Annotated in this window: 14 protein-coding genes; 7 read left to right on the top strand and 7 right to left on the bottom strand. The window is 55.6% G+C overall.

The window, feature by feature from the left end; genetic code table 11:
- Positions 1–242: 242 nt before the first annotated feature.
- Positions 243–641, bottom strand: a complete 399-nt coding sequence (locus ACFFII_RS17255) for a type II toxin-antitoxin system VapC family toxin (RefSeq protein WP_377700112.1) — start codon at positions 639–641, stop codon at positions 243–245.
- A 2-nt stretch (positions 642–643) separates the two neighbouring features.
- Positions 644–883, bottom strand: coding sequence for a FitA-like ribbon-helix-helix domain-containing protein (locus ACFFII_RS17250; RefSeq protein WP_377700111.1), 240 nt, complete (start codon positions 881–883; stop codon positions 644–646).
- Positions 884–1,094: 211 nt separating this feature from the next.
- On the opposite strand from ACFFII_RS17250, the gene ACFFII_RS17245 reads away from it, so the two are divergent.
- Positions 1,095–1,676: a recombinase family protein gene (locus tag ACFFII_RS17245; RefSeq protein ID WP_377700110.1), complete on the top strand. Its 582-nt coding sequence runs from the start codon at positions 1,095–1,097 to the stop codon at positions 1,674–1,676.
- Positions 1,677–1,849: 173 nt separating this feature from the next.
- Here ACFFII_RS17245 and ACFFII_RS17240 read toward each other — a convergent pair whose 3' ends face one another.
- Positions 1,850–2,335, bottom strand: coding sequence for an H-NS histone family protein (locus tag ACFFII_RS17240; protein WP_377700113.1), 486 nt, complete (start codon positions 2,333–2,335; stop codon positions 1,850–1,852).
- Positions 2,336–2,837: 502 nt separating this feature from the next.
- On the opposite strand from ACFFII_RS17240, the gene ACFFII_RS17235 reads away from it, so the two are divergent.
- Positions 2,838–4,103, top strand: coding sequence for a nucleotide sugar dehydrogenase (locus ACFFII_RS17235; RefSeq protein ID WP_377700109.1), 1,266 nt, complete (start codon positions 2,838–2,840; stop codon positions 4,101–4,103).
- Positions 4,104–4,123: 20 nt separating this feature from the next.
- Here the strand turns inward: ACFFII_RS17235 and ACFFII_RS17230 are convergent, their stop codons facing one another.
- Positions 4,124–5,863 carry a class I SAM-dependent methyltransferase gene (locus ACFFII_RS17230; RefSeq protein WP_377700108.1) on the bottom strand — a complete coding sequence of 580 codons (1,740 nt, stop codon included), beginning with the start codon at positions 5,861–5,863 and terminating at the stop codon, positions 4,124–4,126.
- Between the two features lie 446 nt (positions 5,864–6,309).
- On the opposite strand from ACFFII_RS17230, the gene galE reads away from it, so the two are divergent.
- The 5 genes from galE (at position 6,310) to ACFFII_RS17205 (ending at position 14,691) form a co-directional block, all read left to right on the top strand.
- A complete protein-coding gene (galE, locus tag ACFFII_RS17225; RefSeq protein ID WP_377700107.1) occupies positions 6,310–7,296 on the top strand; it encodes a UDP-glucose 4-epimerase GalE in 987 nt (328 codons plus the stop codon).
- Positions 7,297–7,309: 13 nt separating this feature from the next.
- Positions 7,310–7,930 (top strand): hypothetical protein, encoded by a 621-nt coding sequence (locus ACFFII_RS17220; RefSeq protein WP_377700106.1) that lies wholly within the window; start codon positions 7,310–7,312, stop codon positions 7,928–7,930.
- Positions 7,931–7,938: 8 nt separating this feature from the next.
- The gene (locus tag ACFFII_RS17215; RefSeq protein WP_377700105.1) at positions 7,939–9,657 is read left to right on the top strand and encodes a glycosyltransferase family 2 protein; all 1,719 of its coding nucleotides are present in this window, start codon (positions 7,939–7,941) and stop codon (positions 9,655–9,657) included.
- A gap of 60 nt (positions 9,658–9,717) precedes the next feature.
- Complete coding sequence (locus tag ACFFII_RS17210; RefSeq protein ID WP_377700104.1) at positions 9,718–10,356, top strand: hypothetical protein; 639 nt, start codon at positions 9,718–9,720, stop codon at positions 10,354–10,356.
- Positions 10,357–11,850: 1,494 nt separating this feature from the next.
- Entirely contained in the window at positions 11,851–14,691 is a 2,841-nt protein-coding gene (locus tag ACFFII_RS17205) for a glycosyltransferase (RefSeq protein WP_377700103.1), read from the top strand.
- Positions 14,692–14,790: 99 nt separating this feature from the next.
- Here the strand turns inward: ACFFII_RS17205 and ACFFII_RS17200 are convergent, their stop codons facing one another.
- The 3 genes from ACFFII_RS17200 to ACFFII_RS17190 all read right to left on the bottom strand — a co-directional run bounded on the left by ACFFII_RS17200 (position 14,791) and on the right by ACFFII_RS17190 (position 19,560).
- Positions 14,791–15,600 (bottom strand): Stf0 family sulfotransferase, encoded by an 810-nt coding sequence (locus tag ACFFII_RS17200; protein ID WP_377700102.1) that lies wholly within the window; start codon positions 15,598–15,600, stop codon positions 14,791–14,793.
- Between the two features lie 174 nt (positions 15,601–15,774).
- Complete coding sequence (locus ACFFII_RS17195; protein WP_377700101.1) at positions 15,775–18,273, bottom strand: glycosyltransferase; 2,499 nt, start codon at positions 18,271–18,273, stop codon at positions 15,775–15,777.
- Between the two features lie 444 nt (positions 18,274–18,717).
- Entirely contained in the window at positions 18,718–19,560 is an 843-nt protein-coding gene (locus ACFFII_RS17190) for an ABC transporter permease (protein ID WP_377700100.1), read from the bottom strand.
- Positions 19,561–19,995 lie beyond the last annotated feature (435 nt).

The following is a 19,995-nucleotide window of genomic DNA, read 5'->3' as shown; positions in this document are numbered from 1 at the left end:
ACCAGCCCCGCAACCTCGCCAAGTCGGTGACAGTCGAGTGATCACCGCCTGATTCCGGCGGGCGTGCGCCGGCTCAACGCCTCGTAGATCGGTCGCGAGCTCTCCGTTACCAGTGCTGAACCGATCGAAGGGCACCCAACGGGAGAGCGGGATGGCCAGAACGGCGTTCGGTGATGAAAAGCCTTCACGCCCGTGACGGAAAATTCGTGTTACTTCTCAGGATGTGATCGCCTCTAAGGCGATCACCCTTGCAGCATGAGGCGTGGAGCGAAGCGGTTGTTCGCCGTGATCAGGCAGCGATCCATCCGCTCGGCCAGCCCCAGGTAGAAACAGTCATAGACCGGATGGCCGAGCTCCAGTCCCAGATGCAGCGCCCCCCTTTCCAGGGCCTCGTCATGGTCGACAATGGTGACAGGCGCATTCTGGAGAAGGGCAAAGGGATCGAGAGCCTCGTCTGCTGTTGCCGACTGACGGGCAGCCAGCGTGCGCAGAACATTGGCGGTCTCGATCTGCAAAAGCGCCGGTGCCGCGAGATCCCTGTCCCTCAACGTGAAGGCAGCTTCGCTCCCGTCCTCATCGACGAGCCATTTCATTGCCACGAACGCATCGATGACGCGGCCGGCACCCATAGTCTGGGTCAAGCTCATGCCTCGTCACGATCGCGATCCTGCCGCAGCAGTTCCGTAGTGTCCGGAAAGTGTGGGGGTAGTTTGATGCGGCGACGGCGGGCGGCCTCGAAGAAGTCTCCCTTGCTCGCGGGCCGAAGAGCCTCTTCGAGGATCCGGCGATGCTCCGCCTTGGCGGATCGCCCCGCACGGGCCGCGCGCGTCTTGAGAGCAGCTGCGATCTCATCGTCGACGCCTCTGACAGTAAGCTGAACCATGATCGCGCCTGTGCTGTCATTATGTAGGCAATATGCAGATCTCAAGTGATCTCACGCAAGACAACAACACCTCTCATCCGGCGTGTCCGAAAGGGGATCGTCCAGCGGACAGCCGCGAGCGCAATGAAGGACCCTTGCCCAAGCAGGCGAAAGGTCGTCTCATATGACTAGTACGATATTTGTCTCAGTCAGGGGAGGAAAAACGGACGAAATGAGCGGCACCTTCATCGGCTATGTCCGCTGTTCGACCGACAAGCAGGACCTCGCCGCGCAGCGGGCGGCGCTCGAGACCCTCGGAGTGGCTCCTGACCGGGTCTATGTCGACCATGGCCTCTCGGGGACCAGTCGCGCCCGGCCCGGTCTCGACCAGGCGCTGGCGGCGGTCAGGGCAGGGGACACGCTTGTGGTCTCCAAGCTCGACCGTCTCGCGCGCTCGGTCCCCGCCGCCCGTGCTATCGCTGACCAGTTGCTGTCCCGCGGGGTGAAGCTGCAGCTCGGATCCAGCGTCCACGACCCGCATGACCCCATGGGCCGAATGTTCTGCAACATCCTGGCCACATTCGCCGAGTTCGAGGCCGACCTGATTCGCCTGCGCACCCGCGAAGGCATGGCCCTCGCCCGCGCCAAGGGCCGGCTCAGGGGCAAGCAGCCCAAGCTCTCGGAACGCCAGCAGAAGGAGCTCAGACGGATGCACGACACCGGCACCTACAGCATCAGCGATCTGGCCGAGCTGTTCTCCGTCTCTCGTCCTACGGTCTATCGGACGCTCAAGCGACAGTCAGGTACTACTTAATGCAGGAAAAACCCGGCCATGGCCCACGCGTCACCCTGACCAAGAACAGAGCTGCCAGTTGGTAAAGCAGCCGAAGTAAGAATTTCACCTCGGCGCCTCCGAGGAAAATTCATTCATGATTGGGAAGTAAATTCAGCAGGGGGAGCGCAGTCTGCGCCGCGCTCCTCTTTACTTCATGAAGCCATTTCGCTCAGCGTACGGCCCGCTTCCACGGCATCATTGACCCATTGCGGGCGCCGGCCTCGGCCGCTCCAGGTCTGCTCTGTATTCTCGGGGTTTACGTACTTTGCACGTCCCCCAGTCGATTTCCGGCTCCGACTCAATTTCCTTTTTCCAAACAGCTCCGAAAGTTTGAATCCATACTCCTTAGCTGTCTGCTCCACTGCAGAAAGGGCCTCCTTTCGCTTTCGGGACTCGTAGCTGACAATGGCGCGATCGACCTTGCTCAAGAGCTCCTTAAAGCTTTGGACATCCATCTCTTCCAGCATATCAGTCAACCCATACCCACTTTCACTCATGCCAATTATACCTATTATCCTTTGGTTTTCGCTCAGAACAACACAGCAACGACAATGATTTACAGCAAGGGTATATATTCTCAGATGAACCAAGGAGGCAACGCCATAGTTCCAGTTCACAAAACAGAAGGATAATTTCACCTGCTTCAAGCCATGTTTCCGATTTGGTTGCTGTGCAGTGCTCTGGTGTCATGGGTGTGTCGTGGTCCGCCCAAGCTTCATCTCTGATGCTCGTCCATAACCACATAAATACGCTTCTTCGAGTTCACCATGCTGCGGTAAATCCCAAGGAGGGGAGCCAACCAGGCAGGATCAGCTTCATCACATGCGGTGAGGTGCTGCGAGTTTCAGTCTGTGCTCGCATGACCACAGTTTTTCAAGACCGCAACGAGGCGTGGGCCAAATGCTGCAGCAATCTCCGGCTGTCGCACGACTCCTGAGCGGAATAGTCCCTGAAGCTGGGCCGGATAAATGTTGTGCCCCCCTGTTTGACGCAGGCCCGCGCACACAGAGGTTTCTGTGCAGAGGGGGCAAGAAAAGACACTCTCCCGGTTGAGTAGGCGAGCCCAAGGATGTAGAGCGAGGCAGCGCTGCCAATGCCAAGCCTGCGTGTATGAACTGCTCCAGATCAGGACAATTTACAATGAACCCATCTCAGGCGCGTATTGCCGTCATAGGCCTAGGTTATGTAGGTTTGCCGTTAGCTGTTGAATTTGGCAAGTACTACGATACGGTAGGTTTTGACATTTCCGCGCAGAGAGTAAACGAGTTGCGCGCAGGAACCGACCGCACTGGAGAAGTTGACGATCTTAAAGTGTCACCTAGGCTGTCTTACTCCTCAGACCTTGACGATATCCGGTCCTGTAATGTCTACATTATCGCCGTACCAACTCCGGTCGACAGCAACCATCAGCCTGACTTGACGCCACTAATCTCTGCATCACGAACTGTGGGGCAAGTCATTTCAGCAGGCGATATCGTCATTTATGAGTCGACCGTCTATCCAGGCGCAACCGAAGACGATTGCATCCCGGTCGTTGAATCGGTCTCCGGACTGAAATTCAATCAGGACTTCTTTGCGGGATATAGTCCCGAGAGGATCAATCCGGGCGACAAGTCGCGCCCACTTACAAAGATCGTCAAGGTCACTTCTGGCTCCACGCCTGAGATCGCTGATGTTGTGGATGGTCTATATGCATCGATCATTCCGGCGGGTACGTTCAAGGCCAGCTCGATCCGCGTGGCAGAGGCCGCCAAGGTGATCGAGAATACTCAGCGCGACGTGAACATCGCCCTGATCAACGAACTGTCAATGGTGTTTTCGCGTCTGGGGATAGACACGGCAGACGTGATTGATGCGGCATCGACGAAGTGGAACTTCATGCGCCTCAAGCCAGGTCTTGTCGGAGGGCATTGCATTGGGGTCGATCCCTATTACCTGCTGCACCGTTCGGTAAGGGCCGGGCATATTCCTGACATCATCCGCCTCTCGCGCCAGATCAATGATGGCATGCCGCGCGAGGTTGCGCGTCGGCTGGTACGGGCGATGATCGGCAAGAATCTTCCAGTGCAGGGCGCACGTGTGATGATTTTGGGCGCGACCTTTAAGGAAGACTGCCCTGATATCCGCAATACCAAGGTAGTGGAACTGGCTTCGGCGCTCGTCGAGTGGGGTATCGAAGTTGAGGTTGACGATCCCCATGCTGATGCAGAAGAACTGTCGCATGAGTATGGCTTGAGCCTGACCACGCCGCAGCCGGGTAGCTATGATGCCGTCGTGCTAGCTGTTGCACATCAGGAATATGTGCAACTCGGTGTCGAGTCAGTACGCAAGTTGCTGAAACCCGGCGGAGTGCTGTTTGACATGAAAGCCGTGTTCGACAAATCAGCAACCGATCTGAGGCTGTAATCTAGTGGTTCTGTCTGCGCTCAATTGCGGCTGAGCGCAGACCTCACCTTCCGCATCGGCGCGGTCACCCTCCAAGAGGTGCTGTTCATCAAATCATCGACTCGCTGAGACAGCGCAATATTCTCTTCCTTTAGACGTTGGATTTCATCCTGCAACCGTGCTGCAAAGGCCTCTTCAGCCTCTTCAGCATTAAGCAGCGCCTTCAGCTTCTGAATTTCATCTTGCAACCGCGCCGCAAAGGCCTCTTCAGCCTCTTTCGCGTTACGCAACACCTCTAATTGCGCAGTCAGCGCCGCAGTCTCATTAAATCTGGTTGCGCGCTCACGCACTAATTCAGCACTGACCTCAGTTGCTAACTGACGGGCCCCGCCCAGCTCTTGCTGCAGGTCGCTGATCTGAGCCTGCACAACTTCTGCAGTAGCCTTTGCATCAGCCAGCGACATTTCATGCTGTTGGCGGTCAGCCTCCAACTGCGCAGTCAGCGCCGCGGTCTCATTGAAGCGGGTGGCGCGCTCACGCTCTAATTCAGCACTGACCTCAGTTGCTAACTGACGGGCCCCGTCCAGCTCTTGCTGCAGGTCGCTGATCTGAGCCTGCACAACTTCTGCCGTAGCCTTTGCATCAGCCAGCGACATTTCATGCTGTTGGCGGTCAGCCTCCAACTGCGCAGTCAGCGCCGCGGTCTCATTGAAGCGGGTTGCGCGCTCACGCTCTAATTCAGCACTGATCTCGGTTGCTAACTGACGGGCCCCGTCCAGCTCTTGCTGCAGTTCGCTGATCTGAGCGTGCACAGCCTCCGCCGTAGCCTTTGCATCAGCCAACTGCAGCTTTAGCTGAGTCAGCTCATTTCGCCCGTCGAAAAGCTCTGCCTGTAAATTAGCGAGTTTGCGGCTGCGAGCCTCATACGCATCGCGCAACTCTTTCTCCACATTTACTATTTCATCGCGCTCATGCTGCATGGCACTAAGCGACAATGTCAGCTTATGATTCTGTCCTGAAAGTTCGGTCTTCTGAGCGACGGCCAAATGTCCTTGACCGAGACGGCGAAAGAACAGCCTTACTTCTCCTGGTAGCACACCTTGGTGGCTGATTTCCAGCAAGGCGCGTAGCCTAGATGGCTGTTCGTCAGTGAGCGGCAGAACCGCCAACCCGGGCTCATCGGGAAAAAGAATGATAGACCGCCCAGCTGATAGTGCTTCCAGAGCGCCGCCCGGACTGTCCGCAGACGCTAGCTTGCCATAAACCACGATGATACCGTCCCGATGCAATGGCCTCAGCCAATCCTCCGCAAGTGGAAACTCGCCACTAGGAAGATTACTGGCATCAATGAACAGAATATCGAGACTGCCAGGCGCAATCTCAGCCAATGCCTCATGTACCGATCTGTCGCAGCACCAATGCACGAGATCATCGTAAAGCTGGCTGGCATGATCGCGTAAACCGGCAGGTACCAAACCTCTCTCATCTATCTCGTCATTGGTCCAAAACCCAATGCCAAGACAACGCCCAGGTATGTTTAGCTTGTCCATTGCCTGACATAGCGCAAACAAGGCTACCCCATCATGGCTGCCAAACACCGCAATGTTGCGCGGGCGAACAGCTCCCACTAGCCAAAACAGGAAGGGCACATGCTGCATCATCGGAGTATTGCTGCTGAAGCGGGGATGCCAGAACACAGTTTCATTGGTTGCTGACGCAAAAAATGTGTCAGCGCGCTGTGGTAGCTGATCATGCGATCTGGAGGATTCTATCATCATCATCCTTTTCCCCCTTCGTTATTAATTGGGCTCAGGGCGACAGCTGCTCCCACACCGTTTCCCTGCTACCCTCGAGCGCGATAAGCTGTCTGAACATCAACCGCAAGCTCGCATAGAAGGTTGGAGAGAAAGCAACGTGTCGAACAGAGCCTGCTCAGGAAGCTAGCCCCCCGAACGTCCCTCACGTAGTCTCACTAGCACACAGCCTTCATGGTAGCACCCTGACCTCGTTACGAAGTGCTGTCGAACCGACCCGTCCTCTGCTCCAGCACGGACGCCATGGCGCAGCGCCGAGAACTTGAACATCTTCACCCGAGATCGTATGGCCTCATCTGCAAACAAGAGAACACCTCTGATGACGGAAGGTGGGTGACAGCCGACAGGTCTCTGGAAGCCAAAGCCCACTATCCTCGTCACAAGAGAATCTTAGATTTACGGAGAGCCAAGCCATGGCTGTTTTAATCACAGGCGGAGCTGGCTACATCGGCTCACACATCGCACTAAATTTCCTTGACCAGGGACGCAAGGTTGTAATTGTTGACGACCTTAGCACCGGCCGGATTGAGCTGGTACCAAATAACGCACTATTCGTGCGGACTGACATTCGAGATACGGCCACCTTGGTACGTACTATGCAAGCGCATCAGATAGAGGCTGTTGTTCATTGCGCCGCATCAACCGTAGTGCCAGACTCCGTAGCGAAACCGCTCGATTACTACGAAAACAACGTTGGCGGGACTATTTCATTGCTACGCGCGATGAAGCAAAGCAGTGTCAATCGGATAATTTTTTCCTCAACGGCTGCAGTCTATGGTATTGGGGATGGCACGCCACTGAATGAAGAGAGCCCCCTCGATCCCGCCTCTCCTTATGGGACAACGAAACTAATAGCAGAAAAGATAATCCGAGATATTGCTGCTACTAATAACCTAAGCTTTGTGATCCTTAGGTATTTTAACGTTGCCGGCGCAGACCCCTTAGGGCGGGCTGGACAAGCAACTCCAAATGCAACGCATCTAATAAAGCTTGCCTTGGAAGCAGCTTGCGGAATACGACCGAACATGACGATCTATGGTACCGACTGGCCAACACATGACGGTACCGGAGTGCGCGATTTTATTCACGTCTCTGATTTAGCTAGCGCTCACTCCGAAGCAGACGCCTACTTATCTGCAGGGGGCGATAATCAGATTCTAAACTGCGGCTATGGTCAAGGCTATAGTGTAAAGCAAGTTGTCGACGTGGTTCAATCTGTCAGTGGCACAACGCTACAGCTACTCCTAGCAGACAGGCGCCCCGGTGACCTGCCCCAAGTAATTGCTGACCCAACTCGTTTGATGACCTTGCTAGACTGGAAACCGAGATACAACAGCATCGAAACGATCATCCGCCACGCTTTCGCTTGGGAGTCAATGCGCGCGGCACTACAGCAATAAGGCTACCTGAGTCATGAAAGTTAAAATCAACAGACAGAGTTCAAAGCGAATCGATTTTACCTTCGAGCCAAACATCGGCGATGCAATTCCCCCTATGTCGTCCGTTTTCCTGACGGGGCATAATTTGCACAGGCTCCGTGACGGGATGCTAAGTTTGCTCTGCTTCTTGATGGCGCGAGATCTTATTTCAGACAGCCTGATCTTAGAAGGCGCCGAAGTACCCGCTTATCAGGCCGCCATTTTTCAGAATCATTTCGGAAGTTTACCGTTCATGTGCCATCCAATAAGTCACGTAGATCGCGCAATTCTACCTAGCATGTCGCCCCGGACTCAACAAATCACTGAGATAGCCGACACTGATTGTCGGGCCGATATCGCCGTGAGCGACACGAATTTAGGCTTTGAAATTAAATTTTGCGAAGGGGAAGAACGAGAGCGAATAAGCTTTATTTCGTCGATCCCGCTATTTTGTTCTATGGCTAGCAGAGAGCCACGCATCGTTCTTCACGCTATAAAGACAATTATAGCTTTCGAATTGGTCGGTGCAACAACACTCCTAGATCCAGATGGCTATCTGAACTCCAGTCCAATTCGGCAAATCATCGTTGATAGCGGCATAGCTGTGGCTCGGTAGTAAAGAATATGAAGAAAATCAGCGTTGTTATTGGGTTCCGCGACTGGGGTCTTGATCGCCTCCTAACGAACGTACGGCTGCACCTCGCGCACTGCGTAGACCACGACATTGAAGTTATCGTGTCGGATTACGGATCGAACAATTCTGACATGATCCGCGCAGCGGTCAAGCAAGTCGGCGGCATCGTAGTCCGAACGGAAAGTAGTCATCTGAACTGGAACCGATCAGCCGCCTTGAATGCGGGGATCGCAGTCGCATCCGGCGATGTTATTATCACAACGGACGCTGATATATTCTTTTCCCCAGAATCATATCGGGCCGTTGTAGAAAAGACGACGGCCAACCCTGATGCACTCTATTTGATTCAGTGTCGCGATCTACCCAAGAGTCTTGATGTTGACGCTGTAAATAAAATCATACGCGATCACGGCCGCATCGATTTTAGCCAGGTACACGACGTAAGTACCCTACGTCCGAGGTGGGGAATGGGCGGCATGGCCGCATTTACACGCGCAGCTTTCGATCGGCTAAATGGCTATGAAGAACGCATGGAACTATGGGGCAAAGAGGACACCGACTTCGCAAAGCGCTTTCATTTAAATCGCATGCCACGGCGCTGGATCTCTCAGCGGGATGTTGGAATTTACCACATCTGGCACGAATCGAGTCAGAAAAAGGCCAATGAAACAGATGAGGGTCGCGCACTGCTGGCTGAAAACCAGCGCATCCTAGATCATGATCATACGCCTATGCGTAACCGTCACAAGGTTTTCGGATCTACAGTGCCGCCGGTATCTATCATCATTCCGACCTATAATCGTGCAAAATTTTTGCGTTCGTGCTTAGAGTCTGTCAAGCGGCAGTCCTTCTCCAACTTTGAGGTGATTGTTGTAGAAAATGGTGGAACACGGGAGGCGGAGCCGATCGTCGGCTCGATGCGTGACCATCGATTCCGCTATTTGTTCACCCCCAAGAAGGGGGCAGCAGCCGCTCGCAATATTGGCATTGACAACGCGGTAGGTCGCTATGTCGTTATCATGGATGACGACGACCTGATGGTTTCGACTCGCGTTGAGGATCACTTGAGCGCCATCAATGGAGGTACGGCGCACGGGAGCTATGGCGGGTGGATCGATTTCGATGACGAAAGCGGCGAGATTATCGCTCTCAACCCCGGCAAACAGCATAGCATGGCGGCCATGTTCGCAACCGGGAAAGTTATTGTCCATGCCGGGCTGATGGTCGAAAAAAATATATTCCAGGTGTTCCGTTATGATGAGACTCGCAATGCTGGCATTGACTACGCGTTGCTGCTGCGGTTGACGTTCCTAGGGCTACAGCTAACGCACACCGGCCGATTTGCGTTACTGCGGCGCATGCACGGTTCGAACATGACATCAACTCTGTCGGCGGAGCAGAAGGAATCGGCCGTTCATGGCATCAGCGAGCTAAAAGCCGCAATCAGTGAGGCTGCGCAGGATGATTTGCGTCGGAGAGGCCGAAACACACCCTTTCTGGAGTGCAGCAACAAAGCCTCCGCGTTACTCGAATTGAGGAATGCTCGCCGCGTCGAGGCGGAGATCGCGAGCCTTATAGCAAGCGGAGCTTTGAGCCCGAGATTCGATGCGGAACAATACGTGGCCCGATACCCAGATGTAACCCTTTCAGGGATGGATCCCTTGCATCACTATATCAGATATGGCCTTATTCTTGGACGAACAATGTAACTTGTACCGGCTCCTACGAACCGAGGGCCTAACGACGTTGATGATTGACTTGGGTTTGATATGAAAACGGACGACTGGCCACAACTCTCGTTTCCGAGGCTTGAAAGCGAGCGTCTACGCGAGGAATACAGCAAAGCCAACATTATTTTAGAATATGGATCGGGGGGATCCACGATGTTGGCTGCCCGCATGAAAGACAAGTTGGTCTTTAGCGTTGAGAGCGACAGACGCTGGGCGCAACGGCTGCAGCAAGTTACGGACAATCCAGATTTGCCGTCTCAGGCGATTTTGCACTATGTTGATATTGGTGAAACCGGAGAGTGGGGACGTCCGAAGAATGAGACGATGTGGCGGCACTTCCATCGATATCCCTTATCCATCTGGACCAGCCCTTATTTTCGGCAGCCTGATGTCGTACTGATCGACGGGAGATTTCGCCCGGCGTGCGCCGTGGCGACATTTGCTTTAACTGCCAAGCCTGTGATAGTTTTGTTCGACGATTATTTGGATCGTTTATCTTACCACGGCATCGAAAGCTTCGTGAAGCCAGTCGAAATGGTCGGCCGGATGGCTGTATTTGAAGTTCTTCCCGGCCAGGTGATTCTGAGTGACCTTCCCATGATCATGGATCTGTTCAGTCATGTCACAATCGATGGCCAGCCCACGAATTATGGATTACCGCATCCGTTGAAATCTTAGAAGATCAAGACACTTGATCAAGCGGCAACTCTTGACGGTGCCGCCGATGTACCTCTCGCCTTACTTTGAGCAGCCGCTACTGTAAACGACCAAGCATATGGCAGAATGCAGAAGAGCGAACCTCTCGGCGCCTCAATGGAAAATGGTTTTGGAAGGTGCTGCTTATTTTACGTCGTTTGGGATCGTAACCGCGCCTACCTCCCGGGGTATATTCTTTGATGCAAATATGCGTAGTGTCAACTCCGCCGGTGTGGAAATTATTATGATGACATTTCTTCGGGAGCACGGGTTTAAGGATGTTTCCTTGAAGACAAAGCACGCTGCTCAGATCGAATCACCTGAGGGAATAGAGGGCGATAAGGATGACGGCATAGCTTGCGAGGAGGCTCTGCTTGAGGTCTTCGCTCCGCAATAATTTGTTATCGAACGGGTTTCGATTCAAATCTTTTAGAATGCATTCTTTTCCGACCACGTCCTACACCTTGCGAGCGGCGAAGCAGGGTATTCTTCTGGGTGACCGCCCTGTAGGTCGCGCGTTTTGAACCTTTTCTCCCGAAGCTTCATGGCAAGCCTGTTCGGCATGGCAAGCATCGCAACCGAGGCGAGATAATGTTCGACGACTGGAGGACTCGCACCGGCTCGCAACCTGCTAGGACGGATGCGTAAGGTCTTTCAGTCGACCGTCATCTCTTGGGTTTGACCGTCCATGAGTCTGGACCCGCTACTGGTAGTCACCTCAGATAGCGCTTCAAGCGCTGAGTAGGTCGCGGGAAATAATTTAGGGTAATCTGCTCGTTAAGGAGAAATACAGAGGGCGGAGTTTCGTATTGCGAGTCGAAGATTGAAGAGTTTGCCCTGACAAGATTGAGGCCGCTACGGTGAGAATAAAAGGTGGTTTCAGCGGTTGACAATCGGGGAGCTAGGTCGTTCATGCCATTATGTCACGCGAAATTCCCGGCTCGCTAGAAACCAGACCAAGCCAGGGGCTGGATCATGCTCTGCAGTCTTTCCTGCGGGCGGAGATACTTGCCTTGGAGGACCAGCTTGCCGAACGCGATGCTGAAATTCTGGTCCTCCGCCACCGGATTGAGGCACGGCCTGTCGCACGGTGCCGTAGGGTGTTTGCCGCCTGTTGTCTATGGCTGCTCCTGCACCTCCGCCCTGCACTTAAACGGCAGGTTAGGTTGCTGGAAAGCAGCTGCTACTTTGACGCAGTCTGGTATGCTCGGCGTCACCCTGAGTGCTGCAGCTCTTCCTTATCTGCCATCTACTATCTGCAAGTAGGGGCGTTCCAAGGCCATGATCCGGGTCCTGATTTCAGTACCTCAACCTACTATCGAGCCAATCCTGACGTTGCTGCTGCGGGCTATCCAGCACTATCTCACTACCTGATGTATGGCCGCCACGAAGGACGGCTTTTATGCCCGGTACCAACGCGACATTCCGTTGATAGATAATCCTACGAGTGAATAGGTATTGTATGAGGAGCGGATAATGAATTCGGTCCAACCTGACCTGCCGCTGTCGGAAGAAGAGTTCGACGGTGCTTGGTATCTTGACGTGAATGGAGATGTCCGCGCGGCTGGGCTAGACCCATGGGAGCACTACGTCCGGTATGGACATCGCGAAGGACGGTTGGGTGCACCTGTGCGTGCGTTGGAACTTGACCATATCCTCTGGCGAGGGTTTGCACGCGAAGCCGAAGCCGAACTACGATTGCTGCTGCGTAGCAGGAAGCCCAGGGAGCGTGCGGCAGCTGGGTGGACTTTTGCGCGTCATGCAGCTTCCAAGGGCAAATGGCACACGGCACTGGGCACGATCCGCAAGTTCTGTGACGTGCCTTCGGAGATGCAGGTCATTTCTCATCCGGGACCTTGGCTTCTCGCCATTCAGGCCGCAGCCCGGCTGGGGGATTTTGACGCAGCCCGATGCTGGCTTGGGGAAGCGCGCACCAGATTTCCGGCCAATGGCAATCTTGCTGCTGCAAGCATGGAAATCGCGCTTGCCGAAAGGGCTAATGAAGAAGTTGTTTCTGGCTGTTTAGCAGCTCTGTATTCCGGAACTGGATTGAAGCCAATTTGCTTGGCTGCCTCAGGTGACACTCTTTTTGACAGGCTATGCACGACGTGGGCCCCGGCCGAGGTGGCCGATGGTCCCACGGTCAGCATTATCGTTCCAGTTTACAATGCTGAGCAGACGCTGCGAACTTGTTTGCGCAGCTTGATAGCGCAAAGCTGGCGAAACCTCGAGATTATTGTCGTGGATGACTGCAGCACCGACGATACTGCAATGATTGCCGAAGAGGAGGCGCGCCGGGATTTAAGAATCCGGCTGATACGGCAATCATCGAACAAAGGAGCCTATGTTTCTCGGAACGCAGGGCTCATGGTAGCGTCTGGGGCTTTCTATACCGTCCACGATGCCGATGATTGGTCACATCCGCAAAAGATCGAGCAGCAGGTAAGACCATTGCTTGAACGACCGGAGCTGTGGGCTACGTTTTCGCACATGCTCCGTGCAGATGATGGTTTGCGCATGTCGGTGTGGCGGATGGAGGAAGGTTGGGTTTACCGCAACACCTCATCCTTGATGCTGCGGGCAGAGGTGCGTGACCTATTGGGGTTCTGGGACCGCGTTCGAATGGGTGCGGACACTGAATACTATCACCGAGTTCGCCTAGCCTTTGGCGCAGATACCATTGCCGATGTACACCCAGGTGTTCCATTGAGCTTTGCACGGACCAGCAGCAGATCCCTTACCCTGCAGACCACCACTCATCTGGCAACTCAGTTTGCAGGAGCACGGCGGCAATACCTGAATGCTGCCGACGACTTGCATCGCCGCCGCATCGCGGAACTTCCCGATCAGAGTTGTATCGAAGCACGCGCCCGTGCGCTCTACCTGGAAAGCTGCCCACGGCGCCGGCCCTTTTCAGTTCCAGTCGAGGCAAGTCCGGCCGATCCTTTCGATCCTCCCGATGACTACGGTAAAGTGGCGACCTCGCCCTACTTCGATGGGGGTTGGTATCTTCGCTGCTATCCGGATGTTCTCAAAGCGGACGTTGATCCAGTCCGGCACTACCTTGATTATGGCGCACGTGAAGACCGTGATCCCGGGCCCCTCTTCGCGAATGCCGCTTGGCGGCAGCTGGCTGAGTTAGACTCGGATACTATCCCCCTGCTAGAGCTTGAAAACGATATCGAACCTGCTTCTTCACCATGCTTTTCAGGCGCCCTGACGCGTACACGCCGACCGATTGCCTTGGTGTTCGCACATGCAGCGGAGCGGACGATTTTCGGTGCCGAGCGAAGCCTCCTGATCACCCTTGAGCGTTTGGCCAGTGGCTATTCGGGCTGCGCTTTTGATCCGGTGGTCGTACTGCCTTCAGCGGTCAATGAGTGGTACCTGCAGCAGGTTCGAGACAGAGCAGTCTCTGTCGAAATACTTCCGCAATTATGGCGGCATCGTTTCCGGCCTGTGCCGGAACAGACCGTTGAGGCCATCCGGGGAATGATCCGACGTTATCGCCCTGCGCAGGTCCATGTCAACACGATCGTCCTTGACGCTCCAAGCCTGGCGGCGCGGCAGGAGGGTTGCCAGTGCGTGATCCATGTCCGCGAGCTGCCTGCGCAGGACCCGGACCTTTGCCGACTTCTTGGAGATACGCCGGCTGGCCTGAGACGCCGTATCGTGGCGGAGGCCGACAGTTTCATAGCCAACTCTCAAGCCGTAGCTGACTGGATCGGCTGCCCCCAGCGAACGGAGATCTGGCAGAATTCAATCGACCCGGCACTGTTCAATCTGCCTTTCAGCCCGGAACCACGCCTCCGTCTTGCCCTTGTCAGCAGTAACAGAGCCAAGAAAGGGATAGCCGATCTTGTCGAGATTGCGAGTAAGGTCAGGCGCTTAGAGGAGATAGAGCAGGTATCCGCTTTCCGTCGCTGCCGTTTTCTTTTGATTGGGCCTTCTACCCCGGACCTTGATGCGCTCGGACCGTTGCCCGAGAATGTCGAGCATGCAGGCTATGCCCCTGATGCAGTGGAAGCAATGAAGCAATGTGATGCCGTTTTGATCCTCTCCCGGGTAGCAGAGTCCTTCGGGCGCACTGCTTTGGAATCCATGGCGGCAGGTCGACCTGTGATATGCTATGATCGCGGCACACCTCCAACCTTCATTACCTCGGGAAAGACAGGTTTTGTCGTTCCTGCAGACAATACGGAAGCCGCTGCAGAAGCAGTTATGGCACTTTCCCTTGCTCGCAATCAGATGATGAGGATGAGTGAGGAAGCCCGTCTGTATTCACGGAGGAAACTAGAAGATATGGCGCGAAGGTGATAGTGGTGAATTACTTTTCGGTCACGCTTCCGCGTAGATAATGTGCCGTATTCTCTCAGAAGATACCTACATTTTTCAGATTCCAACCTCCTTGAACGATCATTCATGCTGAGATAGCATCTCAGCTCTTGCGGCATTGATTTCCTTTAAAAAGCCTTGGTTCTCGGCAGAGAATCTTTTGGAGAACTCATCATTCTTGTTCGTTGCAATCTTACGATGCCCAGATGAAATATCTCCTAGGGTCGGAAGATTTACTTCTAACTGAGACGCAAAGATGCCTACGACCTCTTGCGCTCCCATAGATACCATTCCTTCATAGGACAAGCGTGTCGGACGGAGACCATATTCAGATATCATTTTCTCCGTCTCAATTTCAGCGGCACGAATGTGCTTGATCCATTTCTTGATACGGCCGGAATCGTAGATGTAATGATCGTCTCGGCTTCCAATTTCACTTGCGTCAATATTAGGCGCATGGCTGATATTGGTTTGCACCATCTTATCCAATGAAACGCCTTGGGATACAATATCTCGCCGTATGAGCCAAAAGAAGGTTGCATCAGAAAAGCGAGACATAAAGTTGCCACAACTTCCGAACACAGCGGAAAGCTGATGGAATGTGATTTCAAATCCAAAAATCCCCCCATGAATTCTATGACGACTGATTGCCTCAATAAACTGGTCTAGGCTCCTCGCCCCTTTCGAGCGCGTACTCGATGGCATTAGCTGAGGGTTAAACCATTCTTCTGGAGTCCCCATGGCCTTAGTCTCGGTGAGTATACTTGTTAGCCAACTACTGCCACTTCTCGGGGTGAACAATATCGAGTAAATTTTAGTTGGGGCTTCTGCCTGAATAAATCGTTCGTATCTTTTTTGATCCGCTTCAGGATCGAATATTCCAGCATTCATTTACTGATTCACTCTTCAATTTGAAGAAGTTCGGCATCTTTGCTGCCGAGGCTTCAAACTCACCAACCGTTCGCCGCGTTGTCGTAGTAGCCTGCGCACTTGCAGGCAACCTTGGTATCGCCCCGAGCGTAACGCCACCGGGCACCTCTCCGGGTCTTCATCACTCCAGCTACGTCAGGTCTTACGCCGGCTGTTAAGAGACTGGTAGCAGTCATGTATCGCTGCGGGATCGGGCTCGACGATGTGGCCGTTTGCGGCGGCGCGCACCGCTTCTGCCTGCGCGCCAAGGTCGAATGCCATCACCGGCAGGCCGGTCGCCAGCATCTCGCGGGTGGTGAAGGAAAAGGTCTCGGGCCAAACTGAGGGCATCAGCCATGCCGTGATGCCGTAAGACGAAAGCATCTTCGGCAGGATTGTCGGATCATATCGTCCGGTAACCTTGACCGAAGGCGGCAGGGGAAAGCTGTGGTCGAACTCTCCCACGATCACCAGCTTCGGGGCATCGCGTTGACGCTCCAGGTGATAGGCCAGATCCGACACGATCTGCGCCCCCTTGACCGCCCCGATTGCTCCGAGAACCCCGATGACGCCCTGTCTCTCATCTTCAACCATTGGCATAGTCGGCATACCGAAAAGCACTTCATGAGGCTGGCAGACGATCTTGCCGCGGGCCGCGGGCCAGACGCTCCCGACGATTTCCAAGCTGCTGTTCGAGAAGACGGTCAGCTGTTCCGCCCGGGCCACAGCCGCGCCCCAGTGTTCTCTCCATGACCTCAGGGGAACATGGACATCCGCAGACGATATCTGATGCGCCGGGTCCGTCGAATGCGTCGGCGGCACTCCGGTGTAGCTGCCGTCCGCGTTCAGGAGATTCAGCGAGGGGCTGAGAGGGAAATAGTCGTGAAACAAGACCTCGAGCGCCGCATCCTCGTCGCCGGAAAGATCGCAGAGCAGGCGCGGCAGCTCCCACGGGCGCTCGTCGCCGACACCACAAGAATAGACGATCCGCCGCCGCGGCATCGTCAGGATCAGCTGCCGGACAAGCCAGATCTCGTCCGTTTCGCCTGACAGGACGGCCCCTTCGGCATGCAGCTCGACGGCAAAGCGTCGCTCTCCGCCGACTCGGAGAACAATCGTTGGCCTCCTCTCGCGGGCCCGCTCGGCGATGCGTGCGGCCAGCCAGTGCTCGGCCCCGCCTCCTAGCGAGTGGCCCAGATAGACATGGATCGGGTCGGGGTCCATCTGGGCCGCCCAGGTCAGGGCAAGGGCCAGACGTGCCGTCAGCAGCGGGTCCGTGTCGATGAAGTGGCGCACCTCGTCGTCGAACGCGGGATAGCGGGCGCTGATGATCCGGGCCGAGCTTTCCAGCGCCTCGGCCTTGGCGGCACTGCCAAAGGACTCTCCGCCGCGATGCTCGACGAAAAGATTGCCGATGCCGAGGTGGATCATTCCGGCTGCTGCGGCCTTGCGGCACCAGTCCACTTCTTCGCCGTAGCCGCGGCCGAAGGCGGAATCGAGCGCGGGCACCCGGTCCAGTGCGCGGCGGCTCATCGCCATGCAGAAGCCGACTCCGGTCGGAATCTGCGCCCGGGCCCGCGGGGACAAGCGCCGCGCCGCTGCGTCGATCCCGTCGGCGGCGGCGGCTGGCAGCGTAATGCGACCGGCGATCCAGGGCACAGTCAGGATGGTGGCGTCGTTCGACATTGGCGTGACGCTGGCTACGCGGTCGTCCTCTAGCATCGGTCGCAGCAAGCGTGAGGCCCAAGCTGCGGGCACTAGGGCATCACTATTCAGTAGGATCACCGGCCCGCCACGCCCTGCGGCGGCTTGCAGGCCACGGTTGACGCTGCCGATGAAGCCCAAGTTTCGGTCGTTCAGCAGCAGGGTCACGCGGTCCGCTCGCTTCGCCGCCCAATCCCGCAGCCAAGGCCGAACCCGTTCATCCGGAGAGGCATCCTCGATCAAGACCAGATGCCAAGGCACGTCGGTGTGGAGGTGGACCCGCTCCAAGGCCTCGGTCAGCAGCTCGAAGGCGTTGTAGACTGGCATGATAATCGTCGTCGCGGGGTAGCGGCAGTCCTGCGCGCAATCGGGCGCCAGGAAGGCCGGATCAAGGGGAAGTCCCCGTGCCGGCTCGTCATCAAAGCCCATGATCTCGCGTAGGCAGTCCCGATCGATCTGCCGGCGTCCGCCCAGCAGATAGCGCAGGCCGATAGGGGTTGCCCGCAGGACATCGCGCAAGAACTTCACTCGGGTGCGGCGACGGGCGGAGCGGATCGCGCCCTTGCCCGGCACCGGCAGGCTCCATGATCCGCCCTCCGGCATGTCCTCGGCAATCAGTCTGACGGCACCGCGCGTCCACGGAAGCTTGAGATCGAAGCCGACCCGCCCGTGCTGGTTGTCGGTCGCCAGCATTTGCGCGCCCATCGCCACAACCACGTCGCCGCGCTGGATGCGCCTGGGCACCGGATGGCGCATATCGCCGATCTCGAGGCTCAACCGATGAGACAGCGACCAGCCCCGCAGCCTCACCCAGTCGCGGGTGAAGACGCATTCCTCCACATAGCCCACAATCTTGCCGCCGTGATCCAGGCGGATCCCAGAAGACCGGCATGCGGTACGCAGAAAAAGATAGCGGCGGTAAAGGCGAGTAAATTCAGTCATCAGTTGCATGAGGATAATGTACCTAAGCTAAGCCCACGCATCCTCTTGCCGCGCAGGGGCAGCATCAGCATCCGTGGAAGGATGGTTTCCTCGATCCGCATTCTCAACCTTTCGTCCATGCGGAGCTCGCTTGCCACTTTTCGGCGAGAAGGGAAAGCCGCCTGCGGCTGAGATGATCATCCGCTTCAACCAAGGATACGGCCTGGGATACGGCCTGCAGGCTCATTGGTAGCCGCCATCAGGGCAAGGACGGGATCTAACATCTGCCCGGGAAGGAAAAACGTTTCCACAGGGCCTCCCTTACTAAGAATTTTTTGCGATCAGGCTTGCCACACTCAAATCATGGCGGCACCAAATCTTGGCTGCCGTCCATCAACGCATTCTCTTTCCCTCTTTCCTTTATCATTTCGACGATTATTACCTAAGCTGAAGTAGCTCTCCTTTGAGCAAGCTTCAGTGAAGTTCCAGCAAGGCGCGGTAGCGCCGCCACAGCAGCAGCAACCCAGATAAAATCGTGATTAGGGAGACGGTAAGGATATAACCCTCACTGACGTAGTCAGCCCGATAGACGCCATATATGCCGTGCCGCATCAGCCCGACGAGATGTAGAATCGGATTCCACCACAGCACGTCTTTCACGATCTTCGGCATCAACTCGTAGGTGAAAAAAATGCCTGACATCAGGAATAGCGGCCTGTTTAAAATCGACCAAGCCCGTTCCCACACCGGGAAGCGCATTACCAGAAAGCAGTTCAACGTGCCGATGCCCGCACCCAAGAGCGCTGTAAGCGCCAACGCATGTAACACGACACTGACGTCCAGCACCATCGGGATGCCTTGAATAATGGCAATCCCACTAACGATGACAATGAAGACTACGACATGTAGCATACTGTTCAGGATCAGCCGTGCAATCAGCGCATCGATAAAGGTAACTGCCGGATAGGCCAACAGCGGACGCGAGTACCGTAGGCTCTGTGCCATTTTATTGTTTATATCGTTATACATCACAAAGGGAATGTAACCCGAGGCATAGAACAGCGGGAAACTGGATCCTATCGGGGGGCTGGTGTTTCCAAGCGCGTATTGGAAGACCAGTGTCAGCAGCGCGACCCCCAGAATTGGATCCGCCAGTGCCCAGATATAACCGCCCGGAGAGCGCCCGTAGGTCGTTGCGATCTCGCGCAGGATCAGCGCGACCACTGTTCGGACCATGCGGAACAGCCCGTTCGAGGGCGCTTGCGCGTTCCCGGCCGGTCCTCGCGTTGGCTTCAAAGATTGAGGGGGGTCGGTCATTTTACCGCCGAGCTGATGCAGACAAGAGGGCTCTGCACCAATCGTCTGGGATTTGAAAGCAGCGAAGGCCGGATGTTCAGGATCATCCGTGGCCTGCTACCGGGAGCACGGCAGCGACATGAATTGACGAAGCCTGACAGCTTTGATGATGATGTAACCGCTCCGGACAGCATCGATGTGCCGAGGGCTGCCACGGGACGATGCGATCTCTGCAGCCCTCACGATGGTGCTGATCCTCACGCCTTGTCAGGCTGTTTCGCCGTGAGACCATCAAGCCCGCAGAACTGATCGAAGCTCATGAACTCTGGGTGCGCCTTTGACGGGCACAAAACCGAACGTGCAATGACCTGCCCTTTCTGCAAAGGCTCCTGCTACCAGAGGAAGTCGTCGGAGCTGAGGTCGGAGAGCTTCGTCCATTCGATCTTCAGCGTGTGG

It is taken from the genome of Paracoccus niistensis (assembly GCF_042432925.1).
Classification (GTDB): domain Bacteria; phylum Pseudomonadota; class Alphaproteobacteria; order Rhodobacterales; family Rhodobacteraceae; genus Paracoccus; species Paracoccus niistensis.
Note: the sequence above shows the minus strand (reverse complement) of the source record. Positions and strands in the feature narration are given on the sequence as shown.

Excerpts from the sequence above, each read along its gene's own strand:
- ACFFII_RS17245 (WP_377700110.1), top strand. The coding sequence starts at position 1,095 with ATGAGCGGCACCTTCATCGGCTATGTCCGCTGTTCGACCGACAAGCAG.
- ACFFII_RS17210 (WP_377700104.1), top strand. The coding sequence starts at position 9,718 with ATGAAAACGGACGACTGGCCACAACTCTCGTTTCCGAGGCTTGAAAGC.
- ACFFII_RS17195 (WP_377700101.1), bottom strand. The coding sequence starts at position 18,273 with ATGCAACTGATGACTGAATTTACTCGCCTTTACCGCCGCTATCTTTTT.
- ACFFII_RS17200 (WP_377700102.1), bottom strand. The coding sequence starts at position 15,600 with ATGAATGCTGGAATATTCGATCCTGAAGCGGATCAAAAAAGATACGAA.
- ACFFII_RS17190 (WP_377700100.1), bottom strand. The coding sequence starts at position 19,560 with ATGACCGACCCCCCTCAATCTTTGAAGCCAACGCGAGGACCGGCCGGG.
- ACFFII_RS17220 (WP_377700106.1), top strand. The coding sequence starts at position 7,310 with ATGAAAGTTAAAATCAACAGACAGAGTTCAAAGCGAATCGATTTTACC.
- ACFFII_RS17230 (WP_377700108.1), bottom strand. The coding sequence starts at position 5,863 with ATGATGATGATAGAATCCTCCAGATCGCATGATCAGCTACCACAGCGC.
- ACFFII_RS17235 (WP_377700109.1), top strand. The coding sequence starts at position 2,838 with ATGAACCCATCTCAGGCGCGTATTGCCGTCATAGGCCTAGGTTATGTA.
- ACFFII_RS17205 (WP_377700103.1), top strand. The coding sequence starts at position 11,851 with ATGAATTCGGTCCAACCTGACCTGCCGCTGTCGGAAGAAGAGTTCGAC.
- ACFFII_RS17250 (WP_377700111.1), bottom strand. The coding sequence starts at position 883 with ATGGTTCAGCTTACTGTCAGAGGCGTCGACGATGAGATCGCAGCTGCT.
- galE (WP_377700107.1), top strand. The coding sequence starts at position 6,310 with ATGGCTGTTTTAATCACAGGCGGAGCTGGCTACATCGGCTCACACATC.
- ACFFII_RS17215 (WP_377700105.1), top strand. The coding sequence starts at position 7,939 with ATGAAGAAAATCAGCGTTGTTATTGGGTTCCGCGACTGGGGTCTTGAT.